General features: G+C 68.5%; 17 protein-coding genes. 14 read left to right on the top strand and 3 right to left on the bottom strand.

Translation table 11 applies throughout. The annotated features are described in order from the left end of the window. Position 1: 1 nt before the first annotated feature. From H4W30_RS30660 to H4W30_RS30640, 5 genes are all read left to right on the top strand, one after another. Positions 2-442 carry an acyl-CoA thioesterase gene (locus H4W30_RS30660; protein ID WP_192745962.1) on the top strand — a complete coding sequence of 147 codons (441 nt, stop codon included), beginning with the start codon at positions 2-4 and terminating at the stop codon, positions 440-442. A 1-nt stretch (position 443) separates the two neighbouring features. Beyond that, complete coding sequence (locus H4W30_RS30655; RefSeq protein ID WP_192745961.1) at positions 444-1,016, top strand: flavin reductase family protein; 573 nt, start codon at positions 444-446, stop codon at positions 1,014-1,016. Positions 1,017-1,033: 17 nt separating this feature from the next. Further along, positions 1,034-1,201 carry a DUF6222 family protein gene (locus H4W30_RS30650; protein ID WP_185926945.1) on the top strand — a complete coding sequence of 56 codons (168 nt, stop codon included), beginning with the start codon at positions 1,034-1,036 and terminating at the stop codon, positions 1,199-1,201. A 158-nt stretch (positions 1,202-1,359) separates the two neighbouring features. Beyond that, the gene (locus H4W30_RS30645) at positions 1,360-2,901 is read left to right on the top strand and encodes an acyl-CoA carboxylase subunit beta (protein ID WP_225950489.1); all 1,542 of its coding nucleotides are present in this window, start codon (positions 1,360-1,362) and stop codon (positions 2,899-2,901) included. Positions 2,902-2,912: 11 nt separating this feature from the next. Continuing rightward, entirely contained in the window at positions 2,913-3,104 is a 192-nt protein-coding gene (locus H4W30_RS30640; RefSeq protein WP_192745959.1) for an acyl-CoA carboxylase subunit epsilon, read from the top strand. Between the two features lie 351 nt (positions 3,105-3,455). Here the strand turns inward: H4W30_RS30640 and H4W30_RS30635 are convergent, their stop codons facing one another. Beyond that, a complete protein-coding gene (locus tag H4W30_RS30635) occupies positions 3,456-3,632 on the bottom strand; it encodes an eL24 family ribosomal protein (RefSeq protein WP_192745958.1) in 177 nt (58 codons plus the stop codon). Positions 3,633-3,938: 306 nt separating this feature from the next. Between H4W30_RS30635 and H4W30_RS44325 the strand changes: the two genes are divergently transcribed. The 8 genes from H4W30_RS44325 (at position 3,939) to H4W30_RS30600 (ending at position 8,824) form a co-directional block, all read left to right on the top strand. After that, the gene (locus tag H4W30_RS44325) at positions 3,939-4,061 is read left to right on the top strand and encodes a hypothetical protein (protein ID WP_264082933.1); all 123 of its coding nucleotides are present in this window, start codon (positions 3,939-3,941) and stop codon (positions 4,059-4,061) included. A gap of 92 nt (positions 4,062-4,153) precedes the next feature. Then, positions 4,154-4,462, top strand: coding sequence for a DUF6235 family protein (locus H4W30_RS30630; protein WP_192746872.1), 309 nt, complete (start codon positions 4,154-4,156; stop codon positions 4,460-4,462). Positions 4,463-4,682: 220 nt separating this feature from the next. Further along, positions 4,683-5,168 (top strand): DUF6423 family protein, encoded by a 486-nt coding sequence (locus H4W30_RS30625; RefSeq protein WP_125792998.1) that lies wholly within the window; start codon positions 4,683-4,685, stop codon positions 5,166-5,168. A gap of 8 nt (positions 5,169-5,176) precedes the next feature. Further along, positions 5,177-6,505, top strand: a complete 1,329-nt coding sequence (locus H4W30_RS30620) for an FAD-dependent oxidoreductase (protein ID WP_192745957.1) — start codon at positions 5,177-5,179, stop codon at positions 6,503-6,505. Then, entirely contained in the window at positions 6,498-6,980 is a 483-nt protein-coding gene (locus tag H4W30_RS30615; protein WP_192745956.1) for a DUF6187 family protein, read from the top strand. Before H4W30_RS30620 ends, H4W30_RS30615 begins: the two co-directional genes overlap by 8 nt. Next, positions 6,952-7,497: a carboxymuconolactone decarboxylase family protein gene (locus H4W30_RS30610; protein WP_192745955.1), complete on the top strand. Its 546-nt coding sequence runs from the start codon at positions 6,952-6,954 to the stop codon at positions 7,495-7,497. The genes H4W30_RS30615 and H4W30_RS30610 overlap by 29 nt, the downstream gene beginning before the upstream one ends. Positions 7,498-7,782: 285 nt before the next feature. Beyond that, a complete protein-coding gene (locus tag H4W30_RS30605) occupies positions 7,783-7,971 on the top strand; it encodes a hypothetical protein (protein ID WP_192745954.1) in 189 nt (62 codons plus the stop codon). A gap of 244 nt (positions 7,972-8,215) precedes the next feature. Further along, entirely contained in the window at positions 8,216-8,824 is a 609-nt protein-coding gene (locus H4W30_RS30600) for a response regulator transcription factor (protein ID WP_192745953.1), read from the top strand. Positions 8,825-8,842: 18 nt separating this feature from the next. Here the strand turns inward: H4W30_RS30600 and H4W30_RS30595 are convergent, their stop codons facing one another. After that, positions 8,843-11,164 carry a sensor histidine kinase gene (locus tag H4W30_RS30595; RefSeq protein ID WP_192745952.1) on the bottom strand — a complete coding sequence of 774 codons (2,322 nt, stop codon included), beginning with the start codon at positions 11,162-11,164 and terminating at the stop codon, positions 8,843-8,845. Positions 11,165-11,518: 354 nt separating this feature from the next. On the opposite strand from H4W30_RS30595, the gene H4W30_RS30590 reads away from it, so the two are divergent. Continuing rightward, complete coding sequence (locus H4W30_RS30590) at positions 11,519-12,139, top strand: L-threonylcarbamoyladenylate synthase (protein WP_005154159.1); 621 nt, start codon at positions 11,519-11,521, stop codon at positions 12,137-12,139. 45 nt (positions 12,140-12,184) lie between these two features. Here H4W30_RS30590 and H4W30_RS30585 read toward each other — a convergent pair whose 3' ends face one another. Beyond that, positions 12,185-12,871 carry a winged helix-turn-helix transcriptional regulator gene (locus tag H4W30_RS30585; RefSeq protein WP_192745951.1) on the bottom strand — a complete coding sequence of 229 codons (687 nt, stop codon included), beginning with the start codon at positions 12,869-12,871 and terminating at the stop codon, positions 12,185-12,187. Between the last annotated feature and the right edge of the window lie 26 nt (positions 12,872-12,897).

Below are 12,897 nucleotides of genomic sequence, written 5' to 3'. Positions count from 1 at the left end.
CATGGCCGACTACTACGAGATCCTGCACACCGTCGGGTTCGAAGAGACCAACCTGGTGGGCAACGTCTACTACGTGAACTACGTGCGCTGGCAGGGCCGGTGCCGCGAAATGTTCCTGAAGGAGAAGGCGCCCGCGGTGCTCGAAGAGGTCCGCGACGACCTCAAGCTCTTCACGCTCAAGGTGGATTGCGAGTTCTACGCGGAGATCACCGCGTTCGACGAGCTGTCCATCCGGCTGCGGCTGGAGGAGCTGACCCAGACCCAGGTCCAGTTCACCTTCGACTACGTCCACCTCACCGAGGAGGGCGAGCGGCTGGTGGCCCGCGGAAGGCAGCGGATCGCGTGCATGCGCGGCCCGAACACGGCGACGGTGCCCAGCAGGGTGCCCGAACAGCTGCGCGAGGCGCTGGCCCCGTACGCGGTCGACGGCAAGGGGGAATGACGTGGGCACACCGGACGAGCCCTCGCGGCCCGTGCTGAAACGCCTGCCGTCGCCCGCGGCCCGCCGCCGGTTGTCCGCGCAGGCCGGCCTTCGGGAGGTGATGGGCCAGTTCGCCACCGGGGTCACCGTGCTGACCGCCGGGGGCGAACGGGCCCACGGGATGACCGCCAACGCCGTCACGTCCGTGTCGCTGGAGCCGCCGATGGTGCTGTGCTGCGTTTCCCGCGCGGCCCGGATGCACGAGGCGATCGTGACGGCGGGTTCGTACGCGGTCACGGTCCTGGCGTCGGATCAGAAGGAACTGGCGAAGTACTTCGCCGACTGGCGCCGTCCGGCCGGGCTCGCGCAGTTCGACTCGGTGGACTGGACGGCCGGGCCGCAGACCGGCGCCCCGCTGCTCGACGGCGCGCTGGCGTGGCTGGAATGCGAGCTGGCCGAAGTCTACGAAGGCGGTGACCACTCGATCTTCCTCGGCAAGGTGGTCGCCTCCAGCCGCGGCACCGCACAGGACTCGCTGGTCTTCTACAGCGGCGGCTACCACCAGATCGACGGCCGGATCCGGGCATCGGCCTGACAGGAGAGGAAAACGTCATGACCATCAACGAATCCACCCCGCCCGCCCCGGCGCCCACGGTCGAGCGGCCGCCAGTGGTGACCACGATGCCCCGCCTCGGGCGGGGGGTGTGCTGGCGCGACATCGTGCGCGAGATCGAGCTTGACGAACTCGAGCGCGATGCCCGGCTACGGGACGCGGCGTGACCCTGCAAGGTGATCCGGGCGCACAACGCGCGGAGGACTCCGAGGTGGTGCCGCTGCCGGAGGACCGGCTGCGGCGCCCCCGGGTCCCGAGGGCGACCGACGGGCGGGTGATCCCCCTCGCCCGCGGCGCCGAGCCCGTGCACCCACCGCAACCGACGATGCCGTTGCTGCGCGCCCAGCGCGACGAGCTGCGCGAGCACATCGTCGACGGGCGGCTCGACGGCGTCCGGCGGCAGCACTCGCTCGGCAAGCACACCGCGCGTGAGCGGCTGGAACTGTTGCTGGACGAGGATTCCTTCACCGAGATCGAGCTGTACCGGCGGCATCAGGCGAGCGGGCTGGGGCTGGCGGACAACCGGCCGTACACCGACGGCGTCGTCGCCGGCTCGGGCACCATCGACGGACGGCGGGTGTTCGTCTACGCGCAGGACTTCACCGTCTTCGGCGGTTCGCTCGGCGAGGCGCACGCGGCGAAGATCCACAAGGTGCTGGATCTGGCGATCGCCACCGGTTCGCCGGTGATCGGCCTCAACGACAGCGGGGGAGCGCGGATCCAGGAAGGCGTCATGGCGCTCGACGGCTACGGCGGCATCTTCCGCCGCCAGGTCGAGGCGTCCGGCGTCATCCCGCAGATCAGCGTCGTGCTGGGGCCGTGCGCGGGCGGGGCGGCGTATTCGCCCGCGCTCGCGGATTTCGTCTTCATGGTGCGCGACACCGCCCGCATGTACCTGACCGGGCCGGACGTCGTCGAGACCGTGACCGGCGAACGGGTCAGCCACGACGAACTGGGGGGCGCGGACGTGCACGGCGCGTCGTCCGGCGTGGCGACCGTGGTGCACGACGACGAGGAGAGCTGCCTCGCCGACGTCCGCTATCTGGTGTCGCTGCTGCCGTCGAACTACCTGGAGCCCGCGCCCCGCGAGCCGTCGCAGGACGCGGGCAGGGACCGGCGGCCCAGGTTCGCCGAACTCGTCCCGGTGGAGCCGAACAAGCCGTACGACATGCGCGAGGTGTTCGCGGAACTGGCCGACGACGGCGAGTTCTTCGAACTGCACGAGCGATGGGCGGGCAACGTGCTGTGCGCGCTCGCGCGGATCGACGGGCGGGTGGTCGGCCTGGTCGGCAACCAGCCGGTGGTGTTCGCCGGCGTGCTCGACGGACCGGCGTCGCAGAAGGCGGCGCGGTTCGTGCGGTTCTGCGACGCCTTCAGCATCCCGCTGGTGACGCTCGTGGACGTCCCCGGCTTCCTGCCGGGGGTCGAACAGGAGCACTCGGGGATCATCCGGCACGGGGCGCAACTGCTGCACGCCTACTGCGAGGCGACCGTCCCACGCGTCCAGGTGATCCTGCGCAAGGCGTACGGCGGCGCGTACATCGTGATGGACTCGCGGTCCATCGGGACCGATCTCTCGCTGGCGTGGCCGACCAACCAGATCGCCGTGATGGGCGCCGAGGGCGCGGTCAACGTGCTGTTCCGCAAGGATCTCGCCGCCGCGCCCGATCCGGACGCGCTGCGCGCCCATCTGGTCGCCGAATACACCGAGGAGTTCATGAACCCGCAGTACTCGGCCGAACGCGGGCTGGTCGACGACATCATCGACCCCGCGGACACCCGGTCCGCCGTCGCCAGGGCGCTGGACATGCTGCAGGACAAGCGAAAGGCGGCGCCCCAGCGCAAGCACGGCAACCACCCGATCTGAACGGGGGAACCATGTCACCGTCCGGAGTGGACAGTGCGCCCGTCTTCCGGGTCCTGCGCGGGGACCCGGAAGACGCCGAACTGGCGGCCCTCGTGGCCGTCTTCACCGCGTTGGCCTCCGTCGCGCCCCCGCCCGCGGCGCCGGCCCGCTCGGCCTGGTCGCCGCTCGCCGCGCCGACTTGGCGTACCTCGACGCTGCGCTAGTTTGGTGCGGGGTCGTGAGTGACAAAAGGGGCTATTGAGGGGTAAGTCAAACCTCACGTACCCTACCTGTCCACAAAGGACGCAATCCGGTCATTCGTGTCCGGTTTAGGCGCTTTGCGCGGGGGTCGTGAGTGGCAATGGTCGTTCTAGCGCTCTTTTTCACTCACGATCTCCGCGCGAACCGGACATCGTTGCACAAACCGGGCGCACAATCGGCTAGAAGTGTCCTTTGTGGACATTTCGCGGCGGGGTCGGGCCATGAGCCGGTCCGGGACCCTGTTTTCCAGGGTGGCCATCTGTCCCTCGTGGGCGTCCGGGCGTAAACGGCCCCTTGCCCGGGCTCACGCGTGCTCATGCGAGCCGTCGCGCCGCCTCGATCTCCCGCCGCGGCGGATACGTACTGTGGCGGGCGTGCACCGCGACGTAGAGGATCCCTCCGTCGAGCACGGCCTCCAGACCCGTTCGCTCCCCAGGCTCGAACGGGCCCCCGCAGGCCGCGCAGGTCCGCTGCCGCGCCGCGGCGCTCATTGCCGATCCCGCTGCTCGGGGACCGCGGGGTCGGGCCACGACAGGCCGAGCAAATCGACATCGACCTCGTCGTCGGCGTAGATCTCGTACGGGTCGAGGCGTTCGGTCATGGTGCGCTCCCTGGGTTTCGAGGTACCTCAAGGGCACTACCGACGGCCCTTCGGCGGCCACTTTTCCTTTGCTCACCGAGATCTCGGCCCGTCCTCGAGCGCGTCACGATCGGAGGGGTCCATCCTTGGTTGTCAAGTGAGTCGTTCATCGAAGGCCGGGAGGAACGTCATGGCGGCACAGGTGCGAATTTGGGTTGTGACCGATGATTTCGACCCGCGCGGGGCCGCGGAGGCCGTCCCGGAGGCGGTCGTCCCAGAGCCGAGGCGCGCCCCCGAAAACGATTTCCCGGCCGAGCACATCGTCCTCGGTTACAACTAGGTACGGCGCACGGACGAAGAAGACCATCAGGTATCGCGCGCGCGACGATGAAGATCGCCCGCGAACCGACCAGACCACGAGGAGGCCTCCGGATGGCTATGCGCCTCCAGCTCACGTCGGGTTTGCAGGTGTTGGAAGAATGGGCGATCAATGCTCCGCAGGCCGACCGGAATGTCGTCTACGAGGCGCTTTTCGCGGTGGCGGACGGTTCCGCCTTCCTCATCTACGACATTTTCGGCGACAGCAGGGAACCGCATCAGTTTCTTTTTCTGGTGAAACACGATCTCGTCCTCCGTATCGGGATCGATCGTGCCGATTCCTCGTTCGAGATCGTCTACGTCGGGGCGCTGGAGCAGGGCACTCCCGCGGCGGCCTGGGCTGAGGAATCCGACGAATCCTGACCCGGGTACCGCCGAACGGCCCAGTCCCGGCGGGAGTGGATCATGTGTTCCTCATCTTGACATCGTCCAGTTCAGCGTGAAATTCTTCCGGTGTTTGCGGCTGGGGGGATCATGCCGGGGATTGAATTGCGATATCGAGGTCTGGGAGGCGTGAAAGATGTCATCACCTGAATTCCCGGGATTGGATGTTTCCACTCGGGTACGCGCACGTGACATTCAGATGGCCGGCGTCGCCGACGTCCGGCGGCGGGTGCTGATGATCTCCGGGGCGATCGACACCACCGATCACGACATCTCGGTGAGTGTCAATCTCCCGGAGCCGGGCCGCTGGCAGGTCATCAAGTCCGAGACGAACCTGACCGACAAGACCTGGGTCGCGATGCAGGTCGTCACCGACGAGGACTCGACCTTCGTCAACGACGCCGACACGCTCGTCCTTTCCCGCCAGTTCTCGAAGTCGTTCATGACGCCGGATCAGCGCCGCCTCACCTTCTACGACGGTGAAGTCCGCCCCGGCGAAGCGGTGCTCAAGGTGTACTCGCTCGACGCGGGCGGCCGGAAGCCGACCTACTCCTACTCCCGCTACAGCCCGATCGCGACCGACACCGCCGAGCAGTCCCAGCAGACCCTGGACGAAATGATCAGCAACGGGATGAAGCAGCGGCCCGTGATCGAGCTGATCGTCCCGGTGACCGTGATCGGCTGAGCACACCGGTGATCACCTTCGTCCCGGAACCCCATCTCCTCGAATCGCCGCGCGGGCGTGAGTGGCCGGTACTCCCCGGCACCCGCGCGGCGGTCACCGCCGAACCGCCGTCCGCCGCCGACGTGGTCGTCGTCGGGGCGGGCCCGGCCGGGCTCGCGGTCGCTTCCGCGCTGTGGCACCACGGCGTGACCGACCTCGTCGTCGTCGACCGCGACGGCCGCCCCTGCGGCCGGTTCTTCGATCGCATCGATCTGCTCGGCCAGCGCGTGCTGCGGTCGCCGTACGAACACCACCCCGGCGTCGAGGGGTACCGCGACTGCGAACTCCTGGACTTCGCCCGCCTGCACTGGTCGGTGCTCACCCCGGTGGAACGCCGGGAGATCCGCATGGCCCAGGCCGGGCACCGCTCGGTCGTCCCCGTCGACGTCTTCGAGGCCTACTGCCGTCATCTCGCGGCGAGTCATCACGTCACCGAGCGGACCTGGCGCGGTTCGGTGCGTGAAGTGCTGCCGGCTGGGGTGTCCTCGGACGCCGTCACCGTGCGCGCCGACCGGTTCTCCGTCACCGCGCGCCACGTCGTGCTGTGCCTCGGCGAGGAGCGCCGGTCCGCCCCGGACACCTGGTGGGGCGGCGGCCGTCCGCCGCGCGGCGTGAGCTACTGGGACGAACCCGTTCCCGATGGCGGGAACCGGCTCGCCGTCGTCGGTGCCGGCCTCACCGCCGCGCACCTGATCTCCAACGGTCTCGCCCAGGGCCGCGAGGTGCACTGGGTGGTCCGCGAAACGGGCGAACGCTACCAATGCGCCGACGTCAACTCGTCGTTCTTCCGGCCCGAAGGCCGCGCTCGTTTCGACGGCGTGAGCTGGTCCGAGCGGCTCGAACTGATGGGCCGGTTCCGGCGCGCGTCGATCATGTTCGAGTTCCGCCCGATGCTCGAAGCGGCCGAAGCCGAAGGCAGGCTGATCGTGCATCGCGGCAAAGCGATCACGAAGGTGACGACCGGTGTCGGCCTCCACCTCGAAGACGGTTCGCGGGTGTCCGTGGACCACGCCGTACTGGCGCTCGGCACCACGCCGTCGATCGGGGACGGCCTGATGCCCGACGAGGCCGTCCTCGACCGCGGCGGCTGGCCGCGGCTGGACGAACGCACCTTCGCCTACCTCGGCGCGCCCCGGGTCTTCGCCGTCGGCGCGGCCGCGGGGATGGCACTGGGGCCCGCCGCCCGCAACATCGACGGTCACCGCGTCGCCACCGCGCGGGTCGCGGCCACCGTCGCCGAGAACCTGCGGCGCGACCTCCCGCTGCGGACGGCCACGAAGGACGTCGCCCGTGTCTGAGCCTTACGACTCCCGCTTCACCCTCCCGTCGATCGACGACGCCCCCTCGACCGAGGCGGGGGTGATCCTGCTGGGGCTAGACGCCGAACGCCTGCTCGCCGGCGTCGGGCTCGCCCGGATCGCCGACGAGCCCGCGCTGGTCGCCCTCGCCGTGGACCAGGCCCGGCACGACGCGCTCGACCTCCGCACCGAAGCGCTGGTCGAGGCAGGCATCCTCCGCTGGCGCGCGGTCCGCCCGCTGATCGAAGCAGGTCCGGAGATGACGTCGGCGGGTTCCCTGCGCCGAGAATGGGAACACGCGACCGCGCGCGTCACCGCCACGGTGACCGGGCTGGGACCGGCATCGGTGTCCTGCCTCGCGGCCTGCTGGCTGCGGCGCGACGACATCGACGACGCGGTCCGGTCCGCCTCGACCCTGCGGTCGCCGGAACAGGGGAGCGCACAAGATGTCCTATCTCGGGTCTTTGCCGACTGACGCCACGCTGCTGCAGGTGTTCCAGCGGTTTCCCGCTCCGGCGGCGAAGCTGCTGGACTTGCACGAGCTGATCATGCGGGCGCCGTCGGCGTTCGGCGCGGGGGAGCGGGAACTGATCGCGGCCTACGTCTCCGGCGTCAACGACTGCGGCTACTGCCACGGGGTCCACACCGTCACCGCGGAGGCTTTCGGTGTGCCGGAAGGACTTCTGACCGCCGCACTGGCCGACCTCGGTTCCGCGCCCGTGGACGAGCGCATGAAGCCCGTGCTGGCCTATGTGGGCAAGCTGACGCGTACGCCGTCCCAGGTGACCGAAGAGGACGCTGAGGCCGTCTTCGCGGCGGGCTGGGACGAAGCCGCGCTGCACGACGCGGTGCTCGTGTGCGCCCTGTTCAACTTCATGAACCGGATGGTCGAGGGGCTCGGGATCCGCGCCGACGCCGCGTACGCGAAGACGTCCGGCGTGCGCCTGAAAGAGGGCGGATACGCCGGCCTGGCGACCCTGCTCGGTTCTTGAAACCTCTGTCCACAGTGGACGCGTGGATTGGTCTGTCCGGGGTATTCCGATGACTATCGGTGATCGTGTCGCAATGAGATCGGTCGACCACGTTCCGTCATCGGCGACCGTCCACATTGCTCCATTCGATGGCGTTGATCGCGGGAACGGCGCAGTCGGAAGAACCTTCCGGAGTAGGTAAAAAGCACATTCCCGCGATGATGCACGACACTGGCTGCGAACCGGGTGCTCAGGCACGATTTCCTCATCGAACAAGAACACCCGACCAGCCTGGGAGCCATTTCGATGAAGAACGCTGTGACCGACAACGTCCGTTCGCTATTCGCTGTCCGGGGAATCGACACCACTTCGGCCGGGCACCAGGTCGAGCTGGTGATCGACCGGTTCGACAACTGGTCGAACCGGCAGGGTGGGCAGGTCTTCGGCTGTTTCACCACCTGTGAGGTCCCTCCGCCGCTGGCCGAGGCGAGCTGAAACCGGCCACCGCTCCGCCGACCGCCTCTCACGTCGCGAACGTGAGAGGCGGTCGGCTTTGTGAGATTACGGAAAGTCGCCACTGAGTGCGGAACTCGTATCCGGGTAACTCGTTCGCCGCGTAATCCACCAAGCCGGACACCTCGTGGCAGAGCCGACTCATCACTCGAATGGTGGAACGCATTCCGGTTGGCCGTGTTTAGGTTGGGTGACGGGGACAGCGTGCGCGGAGGGGGCGGCGCCGATGGTGATCAGAGTTCTCATAGCCGAGGACATGCATATCGTCAGGGGGGCGCTGGTAGCGCTCCTGCGGCTGGAGCCGGATATCGAAGTGGTGTCCGAAGTGGCGTCCGGAGACGAGATCCTTGCCGCCGCGCGGAGTTCGCGGACCCAGGTCGCGATCATCGACATCGACCTTCCAGGCAAGGACGGCCTCACCGCGGCCACCGAAATCCACGAGCAGCTTCCCGAGGTCAGGACGCTGATCCTGACCAGCCTCGGCAGACCGGGCACCCTTCGCCGGGCGCTGGCGGCCAAGGTCAACGGTTTCCTGTTGAAAGACGCCCCCGCGGAGAAGCTCGCCAACGCGGTGCGCGGGGTGGCCGCCGGACGGAGGATGGTCGACGGCGAGCTGGCGCTGGCCGCCTGGGACACCGTGGACTGCCCGCTGACCCCGCGCGAGATCGACGTCCTGCGGTTGACCGCGGAGGGCCGCGACACCCTGGAGGTCGCGGCGAAGGCGTTCCTCTCCACCGGAACGGTGCGCAACTACCTGACCACGATCGTGGCGAAGCTCAACGCACGCAACCGGGTCGACGCGATCCGGATCGCGAAGGAATCCGGCTGGATCTGAGCGGTGCCGGACCGTGCTCTAGACCGGCACGACGGCACGCAACCGGAACCGTCCGTCGGCCTCGACACCGGCGGTCAACTCGCCGCCCAGCCCGGCGACGCGATCCGACATGTTCGTGATGCCACTGCCCGCGACCTCGACCCGCGCGGGCTTGTCCGGATTCTGGGGTCGCCCGTTTTCGACACCGTCGTTGACGATGTCCAGCGCGACCCCGTTGCCGACCCGCCGCACCGCGATCTCGCATCGTTCGACCTTGCTGTGCCGCAACACGTTCGTCACGCTCTCGCGCAGCACCACGGCCAGCACCGTGCGCACCGGGGCAGGCAGATCCCCGTGCTCCATTTCCAGCCGCACCTGGACGTCAGCGGCCGTCAGCACCGCCTGTGCGGACCGCGACTCCTTGTCCAGCGACAGTTCGCGGTAGCCGCTCGCCACCGAGCGTACGTCGGTCAGTGCCTGCCGGGTCAGGCCGAGGATCTCCAGCAGCTCGTCGGAGGCCCGCGTGGTGTCGATGTCCATGATCCGGCTGGTCAGCTCGCTCTTCAGCGCGATCGCCGAGAGGCTCATGCCGAGCAGGTCGTGCAGGTCGCGGGCGAAGCGCAGCCGTTCCTCGGCGACCGCGACCTCGGCGAGCCGTTTCCTGGTCTCACCCAGTTCGGTCACCAGCCGGGTCAGCCAGATGAGCCCGAAGACCATCAGGCCGGTGTTCACTTGGGACGCGAAGGTGTTGAACGCGTCGAGGAAGCCGGCGCCGGAATCGATCCGGATGAGCACGGGCCCGGCGACCGTCGCGGCGAACGCGGCCCATCCCGCGATCGGCGGCAGCACCAGCAGGGCGGTGCCGGCGAACAGGCTGGGCAGGCTCACCCAGGCGTGTCCGAGCGGGATCAGCGGCAGAAAGACCAGACAGGCCTGAACGAACAGCAGCGCGTAGCTCCGCCGTGAGCGCAGCCGGACGTTCGGCCGGGCGAAATAGGCCAGTTGCAGGGTGACGAGTGCGGTGATGGGGCCGGCGATGAGCGCGATGCGCCAGCCGTCCCCGGTCAGGTTGAACACCCGGGACATGGCCGAGAGACCGAAGGCGATGAAGACCGCCGTCAGCATCCACTGGACGTTCCTGGCGTCGATCCGGGACCAGTGACTGGGACTCCGCGCCAGTGCTGCTTCGGCGGGGTCGGCCTGCTCGGGCACCGGCAGTTCGGCATGGAGGCGCCATCGTCCGGCCGAGTCGGGACCCGCGCTGAGCGTCCCGCCGTGTCCGATGACCTCGTCCGTCACCTCGCGGAGGCTCTCGGCCGTCTCCGCCGGGACGTCCTCGTGTGCCGTGCCGTCGTGGACGATCTCCAGCGCGACGCGGCCCTCGCCGGCGCGCACGGCGATCTCGCAGTGCTGGACGCCGGTGTAGCGGAGCACGTTCGTGACGCCCTCTCGCAGCACCTTCGCCAGCAAGGTGCGCAGCTTCACCGGCAGCTCGACCTGCTCGAGATCGACCCGCACCGCGACGTTGGAGGCTGAAAGCAACGACACCGCGGTGCGCGATTCCTTGTCCAGCGACAGCTCGCGGTACCCCCTGGCCACCGACCGCACGTCGGACAGCGTGCGCTGCGCGATCCCGGTGATCTCGGCCAGTTCCTCGCGCGCCCGCCGCGGTGACTTGCGCAGGAGCCGGTGCACCAGTTCGCCCTTGAGCGAGATCGCGGACAGGCCGAGCCCGAGCAGGTCGTGCAGATCCTTGGCGAAGGCCAGCCGCTGCTCCGCCACGGCCCGCCTCGCCAGTTCGGTGCGGGCCTGATGCAGTTCGTTCACCAGCCTCGCGAGCCAGGTCAGCAGATACGTGACCAGTCCGTAGACCACCGCGCTGATCGTGTCGATCGTCGCTCCGAGCGCGGAGTCGGCATAGAACCACAGAATCCATGACGTGGCCGCGATGAGGGTGGTGAACACCGGCCAGCCGACCCGGGGGCGGAGGATCAGCAGCGAGCTGCCCGCTGCGATGGTGGTCAGCGAGGTCAGCGCCTCGTCGAAGTGCAGTACCGGCAGATAGGCGAGACCGGTCTGGACCCCCAGAGTCGCCTTCGCCAGCCGGGTGTCCAGGCGGATCGCCGGACGGCTGAAGTACAGCAGCTGGATCGCGAGCACGGGCCCGACGTACAGCACGGCCAGCAAGCCGTGCTGCAGGTCCATCCCAGGCTGAAGCAGGACGCCGAGCAGACCGAAGAGGCAGGCGTTGACGAAGACGACGGTGATGACCAGCCCGGCGAGGAACAGCGCCCGGCGAGGACGCCGGTCGATACCGGCGGTTCCGAGAGGTTCGGCGGTCACAGCGAGCTGGTCCGGCACAGGCACCCCAGTGGTAACAGAAAGACGGCTCGATCTGGTCGCGTCCCCCCCTCGCGACGGCCCGGGCCGTGACACGGCCTTCCATCGCTATGATTCGGATCATAGCCCATGTTCGTTACCCGGGCCGGTCCTTCGGACGACGGGAGAACGGCGAACAGGGAGACGCTTTCCCTGCTGGGGACGGGAAAAACTCCGGCGTTCACCCGCACGGGTGTGGGTTGTTCGCACCACCCCGTTCATCGCGGAACATGCCACGATGGAAGACGCGGCGTCCGGGAACGGGCGCCGCGGAGATCCACTGTGTACGCGGCGCCCTCGCGGGCGGAAGGGAACGGGTGGCCTTAAGCTCTGCGCATGGCCAGGTATTTCGACGTACATCCGGAAAATCCGCAACGGCGCGCGATCGGACAGGTCGTCGACATCCTGCGCGAAGACGGGCTCATCGCGTATCCGACGGACTCCTGCTTCGCCCTCGGCTGCCAGCTGGGGAACAAGCAGGGCATCGACCGCATCCGGAGCATCCGCAAACTCGACGACCGCCACCACTTCACCCTGGTGTGCCAGGATTTCGCTCAGCTGGGCCAGTTCGTGCACGTGGACAACGCGGTCTTCCGCGCGGTCAAGGCGTCCACGCCCGGCAGCTACACGTTCATCCTCCCGGCCACCAAGGAGGTTCCGCGACGGCTGCTGCACGCCAAGAAGAAGACCGTCGGCGTGCGCATCCCGGACCACGTGGTCACCCAGGCACTGCTGGGCGAACTCGGCGAGCCGCTGCTGTCGAGCACGCTGCTGCTGCCCGACCAGGAGGAGCCGATGACCCAGGGCTGGGACATCAAGGAACATCTGGAGCACGTGGTGGACGCGGTGATCGACTCCGGTGACTGCGGGGTCGAACCCACCACGGTCATCGATTTCTCGTCGGGGGAACCGGAGATCGTGCGGCGGGGCGCCGGCGACACCTCGCGGTTCGAATAGGAAACGGCGGGACCGGTGTCCCCGGTCCCGCCGCTGGAAACGTCCTCAGTGCGTGACGAGCCCTTCGGACTTCGCCGGCGCCGAGGGGATGTGGAACATCCGGGTGAACAGCTCCAGCTTCTCCGGATCGCCCTTGACCGCCACTGCGCCGCTGGTGAGCGCGCTCGCGGCGTCCATCTCGCCGTTCAGGAGCTTCAGCATGACCGGGCCGCGCGGCTCGATGACGAGGTCCGGGTCCGGGTGCGGGCCCTCGCCCGCGGTCAGCGCGCCGTCCTCGACCACCGCGTGGACGACCATCTCGCCGCCGTAGTGCATTTCGAACGCGCAGTGGACGCCGCGGGCCGCGTCCGGCTGGAACGTGGTGTACAGCGACAGGACGGCCGAGTCGAGGGTGAACAGGTCGTCCGCCGTCGGGTCGCCGAGCGAGCGGGCGCCCCACAGGCCCAGCTGCAGCACGATCTGGTCGAGGTCGTTGCCGTACTCGGTCAGCTCGTAGACCACCCCGGCGTCGAGCTGCGAGAGCACCCGGCGCTGGACGACGCCGTGCCGCTCCAGCTCGTTGAGCCGGGTCGACAGGATGCTCATCGGGATCTTCGGCAGGCCCTGTTGCAGCTCGTCGAACCGTTTCGGGCCGAGCACCAGGTCACGGATCACGAGCAGGGACCAGCGTTCCCCGATGATCTCGAGGGCGCGGGCGAGGCCGCAGAACTGGCCATAGGTGCGAGCGGTCATGCTTGACTCCTCATATTCCTGGATCT

Origin of the sequence: Amycolatopsis roodepoortensis, from assembly GCF_014873915.1 — a bacterium.
Taxonomy (GTDB): Bacteria; Actinomycetota; Actinomycetes; order Mycobacteriales; family Pseudonocardiaceae; genus Amycolatopsis; species Amycolatopsis roodepoortensis.
This window is presented reverse-complemented; position numbering and strand designations above follow the sequence as displayed.

What these genes read in the sequence shown, in the direction of transcription:
- H4W30_RS30640 (WP_192745959.1), top strand. Translation starts at nt 2,913, where the DNA reads ATGTCACCGTCCGGAGTGGACAGTGCGCCCGTCTTCCGGGTCCTGCGC.
- H4W30_RS30630 (WP_192746872.1), top strand. Translation starts at nt 4,154, where the DNA reads ATGGCTATGCGCCTCCAGCTCACGTCGGGTTTGCAGGTGTTGGAAGAA.
- H4W30_RS30610 (WP_192745955.1), top strand. Translation starts at nt 6,952, where the DNA reads ATGTCCTATCTCGGGTCTTTGCCGACTGACGCCACGCTGCTGCAGGTG.
- H4W30_RS30660 (WP_192745962.1), top strand. Translation starts at nt 2, where the DNA reads ATGGCCGACTACTACGAGATCCTGCACACCGTCGGGTTCGAAGAGACC.
- H4W30_RS30605 (WP_192745954.1), top strand. Translation starts at nt 7,783, where the DNA reads ATGAAGAACGCTGTGACCGACAACGTCCGTTCGCTATTCGCTGTCCGG.
- H4W30_RS30600 (WP_192745953.1), top strand. Translation starts at nt 8,216, where the DNA reads ATGGTGATCAGAGTTCTCATAGCCGAGGACATGCATATCGTCAGGGGG.
- H4W30_RS30650 (WP_185926945.1), top strand. Translation starts at nt 1,034, where the DNA reads ATGACCATCAACGAATCCACCCCGCCCGCCCCGGCGCCCACGGTCGAG.
- H4W30_RS30625 (WP_125792998.1), top strand. Translation starts at nt 4,683, where the DNA reads ATGGCCGGCGTCGCCGACGTCCGGCGGCGGGTGCTGATGATCTCCGGG.
- H4W30_RS30645 (WP_225950489.1), top strand. Translation starts at nt 1,360, where the DNA reads ATGCCGTTGCTGCGCGCCCAGCGCGACGAGCTGCGCGAGCACATCGTC.
- H4W30_RS30635 (WP_192745958.1), bottom strand. Translation starts at nt 3,632, where the DNA reads ATGAGCGCCGCGGCGCGGCAGCGGACCTGCGCGGCCTGCGGGGGCCCG.
- H4W30_RS30585 (WP_192745951.1), bottom strand. Translation starts at nt 12,871, where the DNA reads ATGACCGCTCGCACCTATGGCCAGTTCTGCGGCCTCGCCCGCGCCCTC.
- H4W30_RS30590 (WP_005154159.1), top strand. Translation starts at nt 11,519, where the DNA reads ATGGCCAGGTATTTCGACGTACATCCGGAAAATCCGCAACGGCGCGCG.